Raw genomic sequence first — 17,375 nt, forward strand, 5'->3', positions numbered from 1 at the left:
GGCCATAGGCTCGAGGGGTGACCGCCCGCCCCGCCTCCCTCAATCGGGAGATCCTGCGCCTGGCGGTCCCGGCGCTCGGCGCGCTCGTCGCGGAGCCCGCGTTCCTCATGGTGGATGCCGCCCTCGTCGGCCACCTCGGCACCGTGCCGCTCGCGGGGCTCGGCATCGCGAGCGCCGTGCTGCAGACGATCGTCGGTCTGATGATCTTTCTCGCGTATTCGACCACACCGGCCGTCGCCCGCCGGTTCGGCGCCGGGGATCACAAGGATGCCGTCTCCGTCGGCATCGACGGCATGTGGCTGGCGCTCGGACTCGGCGCGGTTCTCGCGGTCGTCGGCGCGACGTCGTCGGACTGGCTCGTCTCGCTGTTCGGCGCATCCGCCGAGGTCGCCGAACAGGCCGACACGTACCTGATGATCAGCATGTGGGGCCTGCCGGCCATGCTCATCGTGTTCGCCGCGACCGGGCTGCTGCGCGGCATGCAGGACACCGTGACGCCGCTGTGGATCGCCGGCCTCGGCTTCGGCGCGAATGCGCTGCTGAACCTCCTGTTCATCTACGGCTTCGGCTGGGGGATCGCCGGATCCGCCGTCGGCACGGTCACCGCTCAGTGGGCCATGGTCGCGGCCTACGTGATCATCGTCGGTCGCCTCGCACGCAAGCACTCGGCGTCGGTCCGCCCGCAACGCGACGGCGTGCGCGGATCGGCACGGTCGGGCGGCTGGCTGTTCCTGCGCACGGTCAGCCTGCGCGCGGCTCTGCTGATCACGGTCGGCGTCGCCACGGGCATCGGCACCGATGAGCTCGCCGGATGGCAGGTCGTCTTCACGATCTTCTCGGCCGCCGCGTTCGCCCTCGACGCCCTGGCGATCGCCGCCCAGGCGCTCATCGGCAAGGGCCTGGGCGCCGGCGACATCCCCGGCGTCAAGCACGTCCTCGCCCGCACCGTCGCCTGGGGCGCCTGGTTCGGCGTCATCGTCGGGGTGATCATCGGCGCCCTCTCCGGCGTGATCGGGCTGGCGTTCACCGGCGACCCGGCGGTGGCGGCGCTGATCCAGCCGGCGCTCATCGTGTTGGCCGTGGCGCAGCCGATCGCCGGGATCGTCTTCGTGCTCGACGGCGTGCTGATGGGTTCAGGCGACGTCCGCTACCTGGCGATCGCCGGGGGCCTCAACCTCGTGCCGTTCCTGCCCGCGCTGCTCATCGTCGCGCTCACCGGCGTGACCGGAACCGCTGGAGTCACCTGGCTGGCCGTGGCGTTCTTCGGCGTGTACATGCTCGCCCGGTTCGCGACCCTCGGCTGGCGGGTGAAGACGGGCGGCTGGCTGCGAGTGGAGGCGTAGGCGGGAGCGAGCGACGAGCGAGCGACGAGCGAGCGACGAGCGGCTTCGACTCGTCGCTGCGCTCCTCGCTCAGCCCCGTGGATCCTGAGCCTGTCGAAGGGTCGTCTCGCTTCGCTCGCTCAACGACCCGCGGGGACGGGGTCGCCGGTACGAGCGGTACGCACGTCGGCCGCGCGATCCTCGCGATCCAGGACGTAGCCCCACGTCGCGAGCCCCAGCGCCGGGCCCCACAGCCAGAACGGGAAGACGAGCATGAACTCGACGAACATGGCGACAGAACCATCACCCAGGCTCCCGTTCGTCAGCGACACGAGCCAGTCGATTCCGCCGGCGGTGAAGAGCGCGGCGATGACGGATGCCGGAACCGCCGCGAGCGCGACCGGCACAGGGCGTCCGCCCGCACCCGCCATCCACCGCGGGAAGCGCCGCCCCCAGGGCAGGATCAGCCCGAGCGTGAGCACTCCCCCGGCGAGCATCGCCGCTCCCAGGCTCAACCCGGTCAGCAGCACCATGGGCTTCTCGGCAAGGTCGAGACCGCTCGGCGCGAGCAGCGGCCAGGGCGTGAGCCACGAGACGCGCGCGAACGTGTACGGCACGGCGCAGCATGCCGCGACGATCGTGATCGCCACCCGGTGCCGAAGCACCCACGCGGCAACGGCGCCCCTGGTCCGCTGCGGATTCGCCGAGACCTGTACGACGAGCGCGATCGCGACGACCAGGTGCATCACGGCGAGAATCAGACCAGGCAGGACCTCGAGGAGCGAAGCGACGAAGTTCTCGGTGAGGCGGGCGGCCTGCATCCCCACGATCGCCCAGGTCGCAAGGGCCGCCAGGACGACGATCAGCGCGAGCCCCCAGACGGGATGCCGCCGCACGAGCAGCACGGCCAGCGCGACGACGCCGATGAGCGTCACCATCGCGAACGTGTACCCGGCGACGGGGATCATCCCGCCCGGCGTGAGCAGCAGCAGCACCACGGCGACGATGACGGCCGCCACACGAAGAGGTGCCGGCGACACGGCGCGTCGTGCGAGCCCGATCGCCGCACCGGCGAGGCCGGCCGCGAGACCGAGCGCGGCGTACGGCGCGTCGGCGAGGACGTGCTGCGCGAGGCTCGGACTGAGCGTGTCGAGTCCGGCGAGTGCGCCGGGTGCGACGAGCCGCACGAGGGCCGCGAGCGCGAGCAGCGCTGACCCGCCGACGATGACGATGGTCAGGATGAGACGATTCTTGGCGTTCATGCCTTCACGCTAGGAATCCGGCCCCGCGCCCGGCATCGCCCGCAGCGGTGGATCGTCTCACCCGCGCGGGTGAGCCATCACCCCTGCGGGCGCAGGATCCCCTGCTCGTACGCCCAGATCACGACATGGATGCGGTCGGGCAGGCCGAGCTTCGCGAGCACCGCCCGCACATGCGTCTTCACCGTGTTCTCGGAGAGGAACAGGTGACCCGCGATGTCCTCGTTGGATGCTCCGGTCGCCAGCAGCCGCGCGATCTCCTGCTCGCGCGGGCTGAGCACGTCGAGGGCGGCAGGCGCAGCACCCGCCGGAGCGCCCTCGCGCACGAAGCCGAGGAGCGCCCGCGTGGCACGGGGCGTCATGACGGGCTCACCCGCCGCGACCGCGACGACGGCGTCGGCGAGGGCCTCGGGCGTGGCATCCTTCGTCAGGAATCCGCTCGCTCCTTCGCGCACCGCACCGAACACGTACTCGTCGAGGTCGAAGGTCGTCAGCACGAGCACCCGGGTCTGCGGTCGCAGCCGCAGCACCTCGCGCGTGGCGGCGATGCCATCCGTGCCGGGCATCCGGATGTCCATGAGGATCACGTCGACGGCGTGCGCACGGACGAAGGCGATCGCCGCGTCACCCGAGTCGACGGACCCGACGATCTCGAGGCGCCCATCGCGCGCGAGCATCGCCGCGACCGCTTCGCGGAACAGCGCCTGATCGTCGGCCAGCAGCACGCGGATGGTCACGATTCCTCCTTCGTCGCGGCATCTGCGCGCGGCAGCGCGACCCGCACGGTCCAGCCGGGCCCTTCCGCGGCCGACGCCGTCATCGTTCCGCCCGCGCTGCGCACGCGCTCGGCCATGCCGATCAGTCCGATCCCCGTCCCCCGCGCGTCCGTCGCAGGCCCGGCTCCGCCGTCGTCATGGACAGTCGCGACGACCTCTTGCGGTTCCCACTGCAGATGCACATCGATCCGACGCGGCGGGAGGGTGTGGCGAATCGCGTTCGTCAGCGCCTCGCGCACCGCATGCCGCAGGGCGATCCGCGCGGCAGGATCGAGCCGGCCCCGCTCCCCCTCTTCGGCGTGCTGCGCGACGGTGTCGATGCTCCGTACGCCGTCGATATCGGCGGCGACCGTGTCGACGTCGGGCACGGGCTCGCGCGGAGCATCCTCATCCACGCCGATGATCCCGCGCATCCCGCGCAGTGCCTCGCGCCCGGTGCCGGCGACGACGGTCATCGCATGCGCGCTCGAATCGGGGTCGTCGCGCACGTACGCGCGCCCGACCTCGGCCTGCGCGATCATCACCGTCATCGCGTGGGCGACCACGTCGTGCAGGTCGCGGTTGATGCGCAGGCGCTCGGCGACGATCGCCTCCTGCACGCGCGTGCGCTCGTGTTCGGCGGTCTGCTGGCGGCGCAGGCGCTGAAGCGTGCCCACCGCCCACGCGGCGCAGACGAGGGCGATCAGGCCGACGAGCAGGCCGATCCGCATCTGGACGTCGAACGCGGGCGACGGGATCGCGGCGATGATCACGGCCCCCGCGACGCCGATCGCGAGAGCGCCGATCCCGAAGCGCCGGTCGCGCTGGATCGCCACCTGCGAGGTGCACAGCAGGTACGCGAACGACGAGGGGAACATGACCGCGGGGACGCCGTCGGAGCCCGGCAGCAGCGCCAGGGCCAGCATGACGATGCTCGCCGCGCCGAGGGCGATCAGCGGGCGATGGACGGCGACGAACGAGAGTCCGTGCAGCAGCGCGAACAGAACCGTCAGCACGATGAGGATCGGCGCATGGACCGGCTCCTCGGACTGCACGAGCGCGAGGAGCGTCGCCGGCAGCAGGACCACGACGAGCACCGCGGCGAGCAGCACATCGGCGCGACCGATGCTCCGCCAGCCGCCGGCGCTTCTCGTCCGACCTGCAGGCACGGCCCCATGGTGTCACGTCGCGTCGGCGTTGCGGATCATCCGTGCGGGTGAGCGCGCGATGCGAGGATGGGGGCATGAGCGCAGCCTGGCCCGGAGACTCCGCCACCGTCGAGAACTGGGTGCGGGCCGTGCTGCGGCACTCGGCATCCGCCGACGAGATCGCGGTGCAGGGGCTCGACGGCGTCCGCGTGACCGCCGATCTCGACGGCCTCGACCTGCGCGAGCTGACCGTGGATGCCACGCGCGCCGATCTGCGGATCACAGCGAACCGCGGGGCAGCGCCGGGCGCACCGCCGGACGAGGTCGCGGAGCCGGACGAGCTGGCACGCGAGGTCGGGATCGCGCGAACCCTGCGGTTCACGGCGCTGCCGATGCGCATCCAGAAGACTCCCGTGACGATCGACGTCCGCGTCGAGGACCTGCCGATCGCCTGGATCACCTACGCCGAGCCGACGGAGCCGGGCCTCTCCGAGAGCCGCTACGCCCTGGCTCCGGACGACGAGCGCGACGGGCTGCGCGGGACGTTCCGATTCGCCATCGCCGCCGACGACATCGGCCCGCTCGTCACGATGGTGATGCGGCCGCTGCTGCGCGAAGGCGGGGTGCGGCTCGGTCGGATGCGCATCGCCGTCGACGGTGCGGGCGGCGACGACATCCGGATCAGCGCATCAGCCGGCCTGCGCTGGAAGCTGCTCTTCGCGTCGGCGCGAGTTGAGGCGACTGTCTCCATCACTCAGGACGGGGTCGTCACCGTGAAGGCCCTGACGCTCGGCAGCCGCAACCCGGCGGTGAAGGTCGCGCTGCTGTTCGTGCGGCGACACGTGCGCGAGGTCGTCGGGAGGTCCTTCGACGCGGGCGAGATGTTCGACGACGAGGGGTCGGGCATCCGCCTCCACGACGTCCGCGTCGGCACCGGTCACGAGCTGAGCGTGGCGGGCCGGTTCTCCTGAGTCGGGCCGACTCGTTATCCACAGGCGACGAGAATCTCGAGTTTTCCTCCGTTCGTGGGGATCCGCGAACGGGGTCGGCCCGCCCCTGGCATCCTTGCGGCAAAGCGAGCATGATGAAGGGATGCTGACGATGACCGAACCGCAGGTCTGGACCCTGATCGGCGTGTTCGCCACGGGTCTGTTCGGCATGATGACGCTCATGTCGACGATGTTCGTACGCATCATCCGCACGGAGATCCAGGGCGTTCACCGTCGCCTCGACCGACTCGACGCCGACGTCAACGCGCTGATGCGACACACGTTCGGCATTCAGCGCGACTGATCCTCATCCGGCGGGTGCCGCCGGCGGGCTACGCCCACCTCCGGCTCGGCCCGCACGCGGGCCTCACCCGGCACTGCGCCGGTCTGCCGTGCTCCGCACGGCGGATGCCGCCGGCGGGCTACGCCCACCTCCGGCACCACTCGTACATGATCACGGCGCCCGCCGCGCTCGCGTTGATCGACCGCGTCGACCCGTACTGCGTGATCTCGATGTGGCCCGACGCCGCGGCGATGGCCTCGTCGGTGAGCCCCGGGCCCTCCTGACCGAACAGCAGGACGCAGCGCTCGGGCAGATCCGCTCTGTCGACGGGAACGGCGCCGTCGACGTTGTCGACCGCGATGATCGGCAGGCGCTCGGAGGCAGCCCACGCCGCGAACGACGCGACGTCCTCGTGGTGCACCACGTGCTGATAGCGGTCGGTGACCATCGCGCCGCGCTTGTTCCAGCGGCGACGGCCGATGATGTGCACGGTGTCGGCGAGGAATGCGTTGGCGCTGCGCACGATCGAGCCGATGTTCATGTCGTGCTGCCAGTTCTCGATCGCGACGTGGAAGGGATGCCGACGCGTGTCGAGATCGGCGACGATCGCCTCCATGCGCCAGTAGCGGTAGCGGTCGATGACGTTGCGGGTGTCGCCGTGTTCGAGCAGCTCGGGGTCGTACTGGTCTCCATCGGGCAGGTCGCCCTGCCAAGGACCGACGCCGTGGGTGGTGCGCTCGGGCGTCTGCTCGTCCATCCAGCCAGATTATCCGGTCGTCTCACGCCCGTCCCGGATATTTCGGCATACCTAAAAATAGGCTACGATTTCGGCGTGCCTAAACATCTGACGATGGATGCTCCGACCGCCAGCGCCGCTCCCCCGCGGAGCCTGTGGCTGCTCGGGCCCGCGCTCGTGGCCGGCGTCGCGTACCTCGATCCGGGCAACGTCGCCAGCAACATGACCGCCGGGGCGCAGTACGGCTACCTGCTGGTCTGGATCGTGCTCGCCGGCAACGTCATGGCCTGGCTCATCCAGTACCTGTCCGCGAAACTCGGCGTCGTCACCGGGCAGAGCCTGCCCGAAGTCCTCGGCACCCGGCTGCGCAATCGCTGGGGCCGCCGCGCGTACTGGCTGCAGGCCGAACTCGTCGCCATGGCCACCGACCTCGCCGAGGTCATCGGCGGCGCCGTGGCGCTGAATCTGCTCTTCGACGTGCCGCTCCTCCTCGGGGGACTGATCACCGGCGCGGTCTCGATGATCCTGCTCGCGGTGCAGTCCCGTCGGGGTGCTCGGCCCTTCGAGTTCGTCATCGTCGGCCTCATGGTCATCATCACCGTCGGATTCCTCGCCGGCGTCTTCATCGCCCCGCCGGATGCCGCAGGCGTGGTCTCCGGCATCGTCCCGCGCTTCGAGGGAACCGGGTCCGTGCTGCTGGCGGCCTCCATTCTCGGCGCCACGATCATGCCGCACGCGATCTACGCGCACTCCGCACTCAGCCGCGACCGCTTCGGCGCGAACTCGCGCACCCGCCCGGCGGATGCCGCCGCCGAGGCCGCTCGCACCGAGACGTCGCGCATCCGGCGCCTGCTCACCGCCACCCGCTGGGACGTCACGATCGCCATGATCATCGCGGGATCCGTGAACCTCGGCATCCTGCTGCTCGCGGCGGCCAACCTCGCCGGCGTCGACGGCACCGACTCCCTCGAGGGCGCGCATGCCGCTCTCGCCGCGGGTCTCGGTCCGGTCGTCGCGACCTTCTTCGCGGTGGGCCTGCTCGCCTCGGGTCTCGCCTCGACGTCGGTCGGTGCCTACGCGGGTGCCGAGATCATGCACGGACTGCTGCACGTGCGCATCCCGCTGCTCGCCCGCCGTCTCATCACGCTCATCCCGGCGCTGCTGATCCTCGGCGTGGGCGTCGACCCGACGCTCGCGCTCGTGCTGAGTCAGGTCGTCCTGTCGTTCGGCATCCCGTTCGCGCTCATCCCGCTCGTCGCGCTGACGGCGCAGCGGCGCACGCTCGGCCCATGGGCGAACCGGGCGTGGACGACGGCCGCAGGCATCGTGGCATCCGTGCTGCTCATCGCCCTCAACGGCGCCCTCCTCTGGCTGGTGCTGACGGGGGTGTGAGGCTCCCGCCTAAGCTGGTCGTGTGGCATCCCCCGCAGCTGACGACTATCTGAAGACGGTGTTCGCGCACACCGAATGGCAGGACGCCGCGATCACTCCTTCGCAGCTCGCCGCGAAGCTCGGCATCGCCCCCTCGAGCGTGACCGAGATGGTCAAGAAGCTCGCCGCATCGGGGCTCGTCTCGCACGTGCCGTACGGCGCCGTCCGGCTGACGGATGCCGGCGAGGCTCGCGCGCTGCAGATGGTGCGGCGGCACCGGCTCATCGAGACCTGGCTCGTGCAGGAGTTCGACTACGCATGGGACGAGGTGCACGACGAGGCAGAGGTGCTCGAGCACACGATCAGCGAGCGGCTGCTCGAGGGCATCGACGCGCGGCTGGGCCACCCGCGGTTCGATCCGCACGGCGACGCGATCCCGGATGCCGCGGGCACGGTCGTCCGCGAACCGTTCGTGCTGCTGGCCTCCGCCGACATCGGTCACACCGGGCGCGTGCTGCGAGTCAGCGACGTCGACCCCCAGCTGCTGCGCGAGATCGAGGCATCCGGACTCGGCGTCGGGCACACCCTCGTCGTGACCGCCGACGGCATCGAGGTCGACGGCTCCCCCGTCGCCCTGCCCGACGGCGCTGCCGAGGCGATCTGGCTCAGCGCGTAGCGCGTGCGGGTGCTGCCGAGGCCCCTCGGCATGCACAACTCCTCAAAGAGCGGCCTCGTGAGCGATCTGGCGGCCGGAATCCCGGTCCACGGCGTCCAACAGCCGCGCCGTCTTTGAGGAGTTGTGAACATGAACCGACCAATAGGCTGAGCACATGGCACACCGCGATGACATCGAATGCTGGCTCACCGACATGGACGGCGTGCTCGTGCATGAGAACGACGCCATCCCCGGAGCATCCGAACTGCTCGCCGGGTGGGAGGCGAACGGCATCCCGTATCTCGTGCTGACGAACAACTCGATCTTCACGGCGCGCGACCTGTCGGCCCGGCTGCGCGCGAGCGGCCTGCGCGTCCCCGAGGAGCGGATCTGGACCTCGGCGCTGGCCACGGCGGACTTCCTCGCGCAGCAGGTTCCTGGCGGCTCGGCGTTCGTCATCGGCGAGGCCGGCATCCTCACGGCGCTCCACGAGGCCGGCTTCGTCATGACCGAGACGAACCCCGACTTCGTCGTCGTCGGCGAGACGCGCAACTACTCGTTCGAGGCGATCACGAAGGCCATCCGCCTGATCAACAAGGGCGCGCGCTTCATCGTCACCAACCCCGACGCGACCGGCCCGAGCGCCGACGGCGTGCTGCCGGCGACCGGCGCGATCGCCGCCCTGATCACCAAGGCCACCGGCAAGGAGCCGTACGTGGTCGGCAAGCCGAACCCGATGATGTTCCGCTCGGCGCTGAACAAGATCGGCGCGCACTCGAAGAAGACCGGCATGATCGGCGACCGCATGGACACCGACATCGTCGCCGGCATCGAAGCCGGCCTGCACACGGTGCTGGTGCTCACGGGCATCAGCGACCAGCGCGAGATCGAGAAGTACCCGTTCCGCCCCGACGAGATCGTCGACTCGGTCGCGGATCTGCTGCCGACGATCACCGGGACGATCCCCACCCAGGGCTGACATGGGCGTTCTCGACGACGGCGAGAGGATCACGGCAGCGGATGCCGCAGCCTGGCGCGCCTGGCTCGAGGAGCATCACGCGACGGCCTCTGGCGTGTGGCTGCTGAATGTACGCGGTGATGCGTCGGGGCTGTCGTACGAGGATGCCGTCCGCCAGGCGCTCTGCTTCGGGTGGATCGACGGACCGGTGCGGAAGTTCGATGCGGCGAACGCGCAGTGGTTCTCGCCGCGTCGCCCGTCGAGCGGCTGGGCCGCGACGAACAAGGCCCGGCTGGCCGAGCTCGAGGCGTCCGGCGAGCTCGCTCCCGCCGGCATCCGCGCGATCGAGGTCGCGAAGGCGAACGGCACGTGGGAGATGCTCGACGGCCCGGAGGCCGGCATCGAGCCCGATGAGTTCGCCGCCGCACTGGATGCTGTTCCCGCCGCCCGCGCGAACTGGGATGCTTTTCCGAAGTCGGTGAAGAAGTTCGGGCTGACGAACATCGCGATGGCGCGGCGTCCCGAGACGCGGTCCGCGCGGATCGCCAAGATCGTCGCGGATGCCGCAGAAGGGAAGCGCCCATGACTCAGCAGGACCTGCTGTTCCTCGTCCTGATCCTCATCACGCTGTCGACCCTCACAGTCATCATCGTGCAGTGGGTGCGCTCGCGCCGTCGCGGCGGGTCCGACGACCGCGGCGGCAACTGGTGGGAAGGCCCCTGGGACGAGGACAAGCGCTGACGCGCGCGCCACGCTGTCCCGCAGGAGGGGGCGCAAACGGCGGCCCCACTCGGGCTAAAGCAACCATTCGCGCCACCTCGCGCCCGAGGCCGGCGCCGCCCGCGCAAGCAGGGGTCGCGAACGGCGGCCATACTCGGGCCAAAGCAACGATTCGCGCCACCTCGCGCCCGAAACGCCGCCTGCGCGGTAGCGGCCGCTCAGCCAGTAGTCAGCGCAGGGTGAGGCCGCGGAGCGCGGCAACGGGCTCCGGCATCCGCAGCGGGCCCGAACCAGGGGTGATTGTTCCGAGGATGCGAGGCTCGCGCGCGCCGGTGCCGCCAGGGATCACTGCAGGGATGCCGTACATCGTGCACCAGCCGATAAGGGCGAACAGGATCGCCTCCTTCGCATCCGCCGACGCTCCGAGCTCATCGGCGAGCACGACCTCGGTGCCGGGGAGTGCGGCGCGGAGCCCGTCCATGATGAGCGGGTTGCGGCATCCACCACCCGAGACCGCGAGGTAGCCGACGCCGGCGGCGGCGACATCGCGCGCCACGGTCTGCACCGTGAGCTCGGTGAGGGTGCGCACGAGATCCGCGATCGGCAGATCCCGGCCGAGAGCGGCGACGTGCTCGCGCACGTATGCGAGGTGGAAGTGCTCCTTGCCCGTGCTCTTGGGCGCCGGCAGGGCGTAGTAGGGGTCGGCGAGGAGCTCATCGAGGAGCTCGGCGTCGACGCTGCCGGCCAGCGCGATCGCGGCATCCTCGTCGTAGCCGAGCGGGTTGAGCCCGTATGCGCTGATGACCGCGTCCACGAGGGCGTTCGCCGGACCGATGTCGTAGGCGCGCAGGCCGTCGCCGACGACCGTGATGTTGGCGATGCCGCCGAGGTTCAGGGCGGCCGAGACCCCGGCGTGCTCGCGCAGCAGCAGTTCGTCGAGGAAAGACACCAGCGGCGCGCCGTGCCCGCCGGCCGTGATGTCGCGGATGCGGACGTCCGAGATCACGGGAGCGCCGACCGCCTCGGCGATCCAGGCGGGCTGGCCGATCTGCAGGGTTCCGCGGGCGCGATCGTCCTCGACCCAGTGGAAGACGGTCTGGCCGTGCGAGCACACGGCGTCGACGCCGCCGACGGATGCCGCGGCATCCCGTGCCACGTCGGCGAACGCCTGCCCGATCAGCGTGTCCAGCTCGCACACCTCGGCGAGCGTGGTGGCCGCCGGCGGGAGCGCCGCGACGAGGCGGGCGCGCAGCGCGGCCGGGTACGGCACGCTGCCGGTGTGCAGAACTTCGCCGCGCAGCATCCCGTCGCTCTCATCGAAGTCGACGACGGCGACGTCGATGCCATCGTGGGACGTGCCGGAGAGCAGGCCGAGTACGCGCATTGTTCGAGCCTACGACCTCCACCGGCCGACACTCTGGGGGCCGTCGACACGCATGTCGGACGGATCACGTCTATCGGTCCGACATCCGTCGTCGCCGCCCCCGAAGTGTCGGGCGCCTATCGCAGTGCGAGGGCGGCCGCGCCGATGAGGGGGCCGCCGTCGCCGAGTCCCGACATCACCACGCGTGCGGCGCGGGAGTAGTCATGGGCAGCGGATGCCGTCAGCGCCTGCTGCACGAGCGCGACGTAGTCCGGAGATACCCGGGAGAAGCCGCCGCCGATCGCGATGACATCGAGGTCGACGAGGGTCGCGGCATCCGCCAGCGCCTCTCCGACCGCCTTCGCCGAGCGCTCGATGGCGGCCCGAGCGATCGGGTCGCCGGCGTCGGAGTCTCGGGCCAGATCCTGCCCGGTCTCGCCGGCCCAGCCCTGCGACTGGGCCCAGGCGGCGCTCGCCGGGCCCGAAGCGATCTCCTCGAGCGTGAGACCGCCCTCGCGGCGCATCTGCCCGAGATGTCCGGCATTGCCGCTGGCGCCGGGCACGTACCGGCCGTCGATGACGAACCCGCCGCCGACGCCGGTCGAGACGACGATCGACAGCGAGGACCGCGCATCGCGTGTCGCACCCAACCACGCCTCGGCCAGCGCGAGAGCGCCGCCGTCATGGCCGAACACGGTGCGGACGTCGTGGCCGAGCCCGACGGATGCCGCCGATCGGACGGCCCCTGCCAGACCGTAGCCGCGGACGGCGGGCATGTTCACCGGGATGATCGTGCCCGTGGCACGGTCGACCGGACCCGCGCTCCCGACGCCCGCTCCGATGAACTCGGCGTCGTCGGGCACCGCGGCCAGTGCGTGGCCGACGACCGAGGCGATCGCGGCATCCATCGACGCGGGGGTCGCCTCGCGACCGGTCGCCTGCCTGCTGCGGCTGCCTCGGACGAGCTCCCCCTCAGAGGTGACGAGGGCGCCTTCGAGCTTCGTGCCGCCGACGTCGATCGCGAGCGCGACCTGCTTCTCGGTCACTGCGGGTCGAGTCCGAGGTCATCGAGGTCGAAGGCCGCGAGCCACTGCAGCCCCTCGGCCTCGATCGCGGCCTGGGCGCCGGTCTTGCGGTCGACGATCACGGCGACGGCGACGACCTCGGCGCCCTCACGGCGCAGGGCCTCGACGGCCTTGAGGGCGGACTGGCCGGTGGTCGACGTGTCCTCGAGCACGACGACGCGCTTGCCTGCGACATCCGCGCCCTCGATCTGGCGGCCGCGGCCGTGGTCCTTGGGCTCCTTGCGCACGACGAAGGCGTCGAGCGGACGGCCGGCCTGGACCGAGGCGTGCATGACGGAGTTCGCGATCGGGTCGGCACCGAGGGTGAGACCGCCGACGGCGACGACCTCGAGGTCGCCGATGAGGTCGAGCATGATCCGGCCGATCGCGGGAGCTGCGCGGTGGTCGAGGGTGAGCTTGCGCATGTCGACGTAGTACGTCGCCTTCTTGCCGCTCGAGAGGGTGAAGTCGCCGTGGAACACCGCCTCGTCCGTGATCAGAGCGAGCAGGGACTGGCGGTCGGCTTCGAGAGTCACGGCATCCAGTGTATGGCGCGCCGCCCTGGCCATGAGCGAGAGGGCCGCCTATCGTGGCGATGGATCCACAACGGGAGGAGCCCCATGTTCTCGTACGACCCCTATGCCGAGCTGGCCACGCTGCGCGACTTCGCGCCGCTCGAGCTGACCAGTCCCGACTTCGAGCCCGGCGGGCCGCTGCCGCTGTTCGCTTGGTCGGCCGGTCGCGACGGCGAGGATCGCTCCCCCGGCCTGCAGTGGTCGCAGCCTCCGGCGGGGACGAAGAGCTTCGCGATCTCATGCTTCGACCCGGATGCACCGACCGGATCGGGATTCTGGCACTGGGCGGCGTTCGATCTGCCCGCCGACACCACCGCGATTCCGAGCGGCACCGGCACGGTCGACGCGCTTCCGGCCGGCGCGAAGGTCATGCCGAACGAAGCCCGCCTGGAGCGGTACATCGGTGCGGCGCCGCCCGCCGGGACCGGCATCCACCGCTACTTCTTCGTCGTCGACGCGCTCGATGTCGACAAGCTCGACCTGGACGGCGACGAGACCCCGGCGACGCTCGGGTTCAACCGCCACTTCCACACGCTCGCCCGCGGCGTGCTGATGGGGACGGCGGATCCCGCGGAGCGCTGAGGCTGGGTGGGCGTCGAACGTCCGGGCCCGCCCGTAGGCTGGATGCATGCGTCTGGCCACCTGGAACATCAACTCGATTCGCACCCGCGTCTCGCGTGCCGTCGACTTCGCCGTCCGCGAGGACATCGACGTGCTCGCACTGCAGGAGATCAAGTGCAAGCCCGAGCAGTTCCCCTATGAGCCGTTCGAGGCGGCCGGGTACCACGTCGAGGCGCACGGTCTGAACCAGTGGAACGGCGTCGCGATCGCCAGCCGCCTGCCGATCACCGACGTCGAGACGTCGTTCGCGGGGATGCCGGGCTTCGCGAAGGGCCACGAGGGACCGGATGCCCCGCTTGAGGCGCGCGCGCTGGGCGCGACGATCGACGGCGTGAAGGTGTGGAGCCTCTACGTGCCCAACGGCCGCTCCCTCGACGACCCGCACTACGCGTACAAGCTGCACTGGCTCGAGGAGCTGCGCAAGGCCACGGCCGCCGAGCTGCAGGCGAAGCCCGACCTGCCGCTCGCGCTCGTCGGGGACTTCAACATCATTCCGTTCCCCGAGGACAACGGCGACCCCGACATCGTCGAGGGCGTCTCGACGCACGTGTCGCCGCAGGAGCGCGAGGCGTTCTTCGCGCTGAAGGACGCCGGCGTCACCGATGTCGTCCGCCCCCTGCTGCCTGAGGGATTCACTTACTGGGACTACCAGCGACTGAAGTTCCCGCGCAACGAGGGCATCCGCATCGACTTCATTCTGGGGTCCCGGGCGCTGGCGGATGCGGTGACCGGAGCATCCATCCACCGCAACGAGCGCAAGGGCGAGCAGCCCAGCGACCACGTCCCGGTGGTCGTCGACCTCGCCTTCGGTGCCGCCGAGGACGACGACGACATGCCGATGATCTTCGCCTGAGACTCAACTCCCCATCGTGCCGGTGCGCACCGGGCCTGCAGCCGGCGCGTAGCGCAGGCTCACCGCGCCGTTCGCGCCCGCCTCGACGCCCAGGAGCGTGAGGTTCGCGGCATCCGTCCCCTCGGGGAACACCTTCTTGCCGCGCCCGAGCACGAGCGGATACACCCACAGCTGCAGCACGTCGAACAGTTGATCGTCGATCAGCGTGTGCACGAAGTCGATGCTGCCGATCACGTGCACGTCCTGATGCTGCGAGCGCAGCCAGTGGATCTCGGCATCCAGGTCCCCGCCGACGCGGGTCGAGCCCTGCCACCCGAGCTCGACGTTCGGATTGCGGGATGCGACGTACTTCGGCACCCGATCGAACAACTGCCCGATCCCGCCCTCGGGACCGGTCGTGTGCTGCGGCCAGTATCCGGCGAACAGGTCGTAGGTGCGACGGCCGAGCAGGAGCGCGTCGAGCGTCGACATCCCGTCCATGACCCAGCGTCCGACCGCGTCGTCCGGGACTCCCGCCTGCCAGCCACCGAACGGGAAGCCGCCGTCGGTGTCCTCCTCCGGACCGCCCGGAGCCTGAGCGACGCCGTCGAGCGTCGTGAACAGGTCGATGATGATCCGTCCGGTCATGATGCCGTCTCCTCTGCTCGAAGCGCACCGTGGTGCGCCCCTCCAGAGTGCGCGCATCCGCGGCCCACGTCGATGGGTACCGGACGCAGAATCCCTCGCAGGACGGATGCCGCGGCATCCCCGCCCCCGTACCGTGGAATCATGTCCGCACCATTCCGCGCGCTGACGCCGCGCCAGCGTCAGTCCGACGCACTCCTGGCCGTCGTCGTGTTCGTCGCCGGCGTGCTCAGCGCGGCGCTGTCCGCCGCCGCCGAGATGTACGGCGATGAGCAGGCGCCCCTGTGGCAGGCCCTCGTCTATCTCGCCGTCGTCGCCGCGCCCCTGGCCTTCCGCCGGGTGTGGCCGGCGCCCGTCGCGATCGTGGTCGCCGTCGCGTACTTCGTCTCGGTCACCCTGCACATCCCCGAGATCTACGCGGGCAACGTGGCGATGTTCATCTCGCTGTACACGGTCGGCGCATGGATGGCGAACCGCCGAGCGGCCGTCATCGTGCGCGTCGCGATCATCATCGGGATGTTCGCGTGGCTGATCATCACGATGTACCGCGACGCGATCGACACCGCCCGCGAGGAGGACGTCATCGCCGGCGCCATGTCGCCGTATCTCGCCTTCATGCTGCTGAACCTGCTCATCAACGTGCTGTACTTCGCCGGCGCGTATTACTTCGGCGAGCACGCCTGGCGCTCGGCCATGCAGCGTCAGGCGCTCGAGCAGCGCACGGCCGATCTGGAACGCGAGCGCGAGGTCACCGCCGCGCAGGCCGTTGCGCTCGACCGCGTGCGCATCGCGCGCGAGCTGCACGACGTCGTCGCCCACCACGTTTCGGTCATGGGAGTGCAGGCCGGGGCCGCGCGCATGGTCATCGATCAGGACCCGCAGAAGTCGAAGGAGATGCTCGGCGGCATCGAATCCTCGGCGCGCGAGGCGATCGGTGAACTGCGCCACTTGCTCGAGACCCTGCGCTCGTCGGATGCCGAAGCAGACGACGCTCCGTCGACGGTCGGACTCTCGGACCTGCCCGAGCTCGCCGCGGCATCCTCGGCCGCCGGGCTCCCGACGGCGTTCACCACTGTCGGCGAGGAGCGCCCCGTGCCGTCGGTCGTGCAGGTGAGCCTGTACCGGATCGCGCAGGAATCGCTCACGAACGCGCGCCGTCACGCCGGTCCCACAGCCACCGCGGACGTGCGCCTGCGCTACACCGACCGCGACGTCGAGCTCGAGATCGTCAACACCGGCCGTCGGGCGCTGACCCCGCGACCGGGGCTGGGGCAGCTCGGAATGCGCGAGCGCGCCCTCGCCTCGGGCGGCGTGATCGAGTCGGCGCCGCGCGAGCAGGGCGGATGGCGGGTGCGCGTGCAGGTGCCGCTGGGCGCACCGGCGCTGACGGGAGCGACCGCATGAGCGACCCGATCCGAGTGCTGCTGGTCGACGACCACGCGATGCTGCGGGCCGGGTTCCGGGCGATCCTCGACAGTCAGCCCGACATCACGGTCGTCGGCGAGGCGTCGAACGGGGCGGAAGCCGTGGCCCAGGCATCCGCGCTGCGACCCGACGTGATCTGCATGGACGTCCAGATGCCCGACATGGACGGCATCGAGGCGACGAGGCGGATCGTCGCCGACACCGAGGTGGAGTCCGCGATCGCAATCGTGACGACCTTCGACCGCGACGACTACCTGTTCAACGCACTGGATGCCGGCGCCGGCGGATTCCTGCTGAAGAACAGCAGCCCGGAGGACCTCGTCTCGGCCGTCCGGGTGCTGGCGGCGGGCGACGGGATGCTGGCGCCCGAGGTCACGCGTCGAGTCGTGCAGCGGTACGCCGGGGCGCGGGATGCCTCCGGCGGGGCGGCGGCGCGGCTCGAGCCGGCAGAGCCGCTGACCGAGCGGGAGTCCGAGGTGCTCGCGCTCATGGCGGACGCGATGAGCAACGCCGAGATCGCCGCGAGGCTGTTCATCGGCGAGGCCACCGTGAAGACGCACGTGTCGCGGATCCTGCAGAAGCTCGGCGCGCGCGACCGGGTGCAGGCGGTCGTGCTGGCGCTGCGCGGCGGGTTGGCCTAGAGGGTGTTGATGG

The 17,375-nt window shown here is 70.7% G+C and carries 20 protein-coding genes; 12 read left to right on the forward strand and 8 right to left on the reverse strand.

Annotated features, from left to right (window positions below; all coding sequences use genetic code 11):
* Positions 1-17: 17 nt before the first annotated feature.
* Positions 18-1,343, forward strand: coding sequence for an MATE family efflux transporter (locus AB0269_RS08770; protein ID WP_366210829.1), 1,326 nt, complete (start codon positions 18-20; stop codon positions 1,341-1,343).
* A 119-nt stretch (positions 1,344-1,462) separates the two neighbouring features.
* Here the strand turns inward: AB0269_RS08770 and AB0269_RS08775 are convergent, their stop codons facing one another.
* The 3 genes from AB0269_RS08775 to AB0269_RS08785 form a co-directional block, all read right to left on the reverse strand.
* The gene (locus AB0269_RS08775) at positions 1,463-2,584 is read right to left on the reverse strand and encodes a hypothetical protein (RefSeq protein ID WP_366210830.1); all 1,122 of its coding nucleotides are present in this window, start codon (positions 2,582-2,584) and stop codon (positions 1,463-1,465) included.
* A 77-nt stretch (positions 2,585-2,661) separates the two neighbouring features.
* Positions 2,662-3,318, reverse strand: coding sequence for a response regulator transcription factor (locus tag AB0269_RS08780; RefSeq protein ID WP_366210831.1), 657 nt, complete (start codon positions 3,316-3,318; stop codon positions 2,662-2,664).
* Positions 3,315-4,505, reverse strand: a complete 1,191-nt coding sequence (locus AB0269_RS08785; protein ID WP_366210832.1) for a histidine kinase — start codon at positions 4,503-4,505, stop codon at positions 3,315-3,317. The genes AB0269_RS08780 and AB0269_RS08785 overlap by 4 nt, the downstream gene beginning before the upstream one ends.
* A 74-nt stretch (positions 4,506-4,579) precedes the next feature.
* Here AB0269_RS08785 and AB0269_RS08790 point away from each other — a divergent pair, with 74 nt between their 5' ends.
* Together AB0269_RS08790 and AB0269_RS08795 are read left to right on the forward strand one after the other, a co-directional pair.
* Entirely contained in the window at positions 4,580-5,455 is an 876-nt protein-coding gene (locus AB0269_RS08790) for a hypothetical protein (RefSeq protein ID WP_366210833.1), read from the forward strand.
* Positions 5,456-5,585: 130 nt separating this feature from the next.
* Entirely contained in the window at positions 5,586-5,777 is a 192-nt protein-coding gene (locus AB0269_RS08795; protein ID WP_366210834.1) for a hypothetical protein, read from the forward strand.
* A gap of 118 nt (positions 5,778-5,895) precedes the next feature.
* Here AB0269_RS08795 and AB0269_RS08800 read toward each other — a convergent pair whose 3' ends face one another.
* Complete coding sequence (locus AB0269_RS08800; protein ID WP_366210835.1) at positions 5,896-6,513, reverse strand: TrmH family RNA methyltransferase; 618 nt, start codon at positions 6,511-6,513, stop codon at positions 5,896-5,898.
* Between the two features lie 93 nt (positions 6,514-6,606).
* Between AB0269_RS08800 and AB0269_RS08805 the strand changes: the two genes are divergently transcribed.
* The 5 genes from AB0269_RS08805 (at position 6,607) to AB0269_RS08825 (ending at position 10,217) form a co-directional block, all read left to right on the forward strand.
* Entirely contained in the window at positions 6,607-7,884 is a 1,278-nt protein-coding gene (locus AB0269_RS08805; protein ID WP_366211450.1) for an Nramp family divalent metal transporter, read from the forward strand.
* Between the two features lie 22 nt (positions 7,885-7,906).
* The gene (locus AB0269_RS08810; protein WP_366210836.1) at positions 7,907-8,539 is read left to right on the forward strand and encodes a metal-dependent transcriptional regulator; all 633 of its coding nucleotides are present in this window, start codon (positions 7,907-7,909) and stop codon (positions 8,537-8,539) included.
* 154 nt (positions 8,540-8,693) lie between these two features.
* Positions 8,694-9,497 carry an HAD-IIA family hydrolase gene (locus AB0269_RS08815; protein WP_366210837.1) on the forward strand — a complete coding sequence of 268 codons (804 nt, stop codon included), beginning with the start codon at positions 8,694-8,696 and terminating at the stop codon, positions 9,495-9,497.
* Position 9,498: 1 nt separating this feature from the next.
* Positions 9,499-10,062 carry a YdeI/OmpD-associated family protein gene (locus AB0269_RS08820; RefSeq protein ID WP_366210838.1) on the forward strand — a complete coding sequence of 188 codons (564 nt, stop codon included), beginning with the start codon at positions 9,499-9,501 and terminating at the stop codon, positions 10,060-10,062.
* Positions 10,059-10,217, forward strand: coding sequence for a hypothetical protein (locus AB0269_RS08825; RefSeq protein WP_366210839.1), 159 nt, complete (start codon positions 10,059-10,061; stop codon positions 10,215-10,217). The genes AB0269_RS08820 and AB0269_RS08825 overlap by 4 nt, the downstream gene beginning before the upstream one ends.
* A 208-nt stretch (positions 10,218-10,425) precedes the next feature.
* Here the strand turns inward: AB0269_RS08825 and AB0269_RS08830 are convergent, their stop codons facing one another.
* From AB0269_RS08830 to pyrE, 3 genes are all read right to left on the reverse strand, one after another.
* Positions 10,426-11,580 carry an anhydro-N-acetylmuramic acid kinase gene (locus tag AB0269_RS08830; protein ID WP_366210840.1) on the reverse strand — a complete coding sequence of 385 codons (1,155 nt, stop codon included), beginning with the start codon at positions 11,578-11,580 and terminating at the stop codon, positions 10,426-10,428.
* 116 nt (positions 11,581-11,696) lie between these two features.
* On the reverse strand, positions 11,697-12,605 hold the full coding sequence (locus AB0269_RS08835; RefSeq protein ID WP_366210841.1) for an ROK family protein: 909 nt from the start codon (positions 12,603-12,605) through the stop codon (positions 11,697-11,699).
* The gene (pyrE, locus tag AB0269_RS08840; protein ID WP_366210842.1) at positions 12,602-13,159 is read right to left on the reverse strand and encodes an orotate phosphoribosyltransferase; all 558 of its coding nucleotides are present in this window, start codon (positions 13,157-13,159) and stop codon (positions 12,602-12,604) included. The genes AB0269_RS08835 and pyrE overlap by 4 nt, the downstream gene beginning before the upstream one ends.
* Before the next feature lie 84 nt (positions 13,160-13,243).
* On the opposite strand from pyrE, the gene AB0269_RS08845 reads away from it, so the two are divergent.
* Both AB0269_RS08845 and AB0269_RS08850 read left to right on the forward strand, forming a co-directional pair.
* A complete protein-coding gene (locus AB0269_RS08845) occupies positions 13,244-13,780 on the forward strand; it encodes a YbhB/YbcL family Raf kinase inhibitor-like protein (RefSeq protein WP_366210843.1) in 537 nt (178 codons plus the stop codon).
* A 46-nt stretch (positions 13,781-13,826) separates the two neighbouring features.
* The gene (locus AB0269_RS08850; RefSeq protein WP_366210844.1) at positions 13,827-14,672 is read left to right on the forward strand and encodes an exodeoxyribonuclease III; all 846 of its coding nucleotides are present in this window, start codon (positions 13,827-13,829) and stop codon (positions 14,670-14,672) included.
* A gap of 3 nt (positions 14,673-14,675) precedes the next feature.
* On the opposite strand, the gene AB0269_RS08855 is transcribed toward AB0269_RS08850, so the two are convergent.
* Positions 14,676-15,299, reverse strand: coding sequence for a dihydrofolate reductase family protein (locus AB0269_RS08855; protein ID WP_366210845.1), 624 nt, complete (start codon positions 15,297-15,299; stop codon positions 14,676-14,678).
* Positions 15,300-15,440: 141 nt separating this feature from the next.
* Between AB0269_RS08855 and AB0269_RS08860 the strand changes: the two genes are divergently transcribed.
* Together AB0269_RS08860 and AB0269_RS08865 are read left to right on the forward strand one after the other, a co-directional pair.
* Entirely contained in the window at positions 15,441-16,700 is a 1,260-nt protein-coding gene (locus AB0269_RS08860; RefSeq protein WP_366210846.1) for a histidine kinase, read from the forward strand.
* A complete protein-coding gene (locus AB0269_RS08865) occupies positions 16,697-17,362 on the forward strand; it encodes a response regulator transcription factor (RefSeq protein ID WP_366210847.1) in 666 nt (221 codons plus the stop codon). Before AB0269_RS08860 ends, AB0269_RS08865 begins: the two co-directional genes overlap by 4 nt.
* Positions 17,363-17,375: the final 13 nt, after the last annotated feature.

The organism is Microbacterium sp. NPDC077644 (genome assembly GCF_040702785.1).
GTDB lineage: Bacteria > Actinomycetota > Actinomycetes > Actinomycetales > Microbacteriaceae > Microbacterium.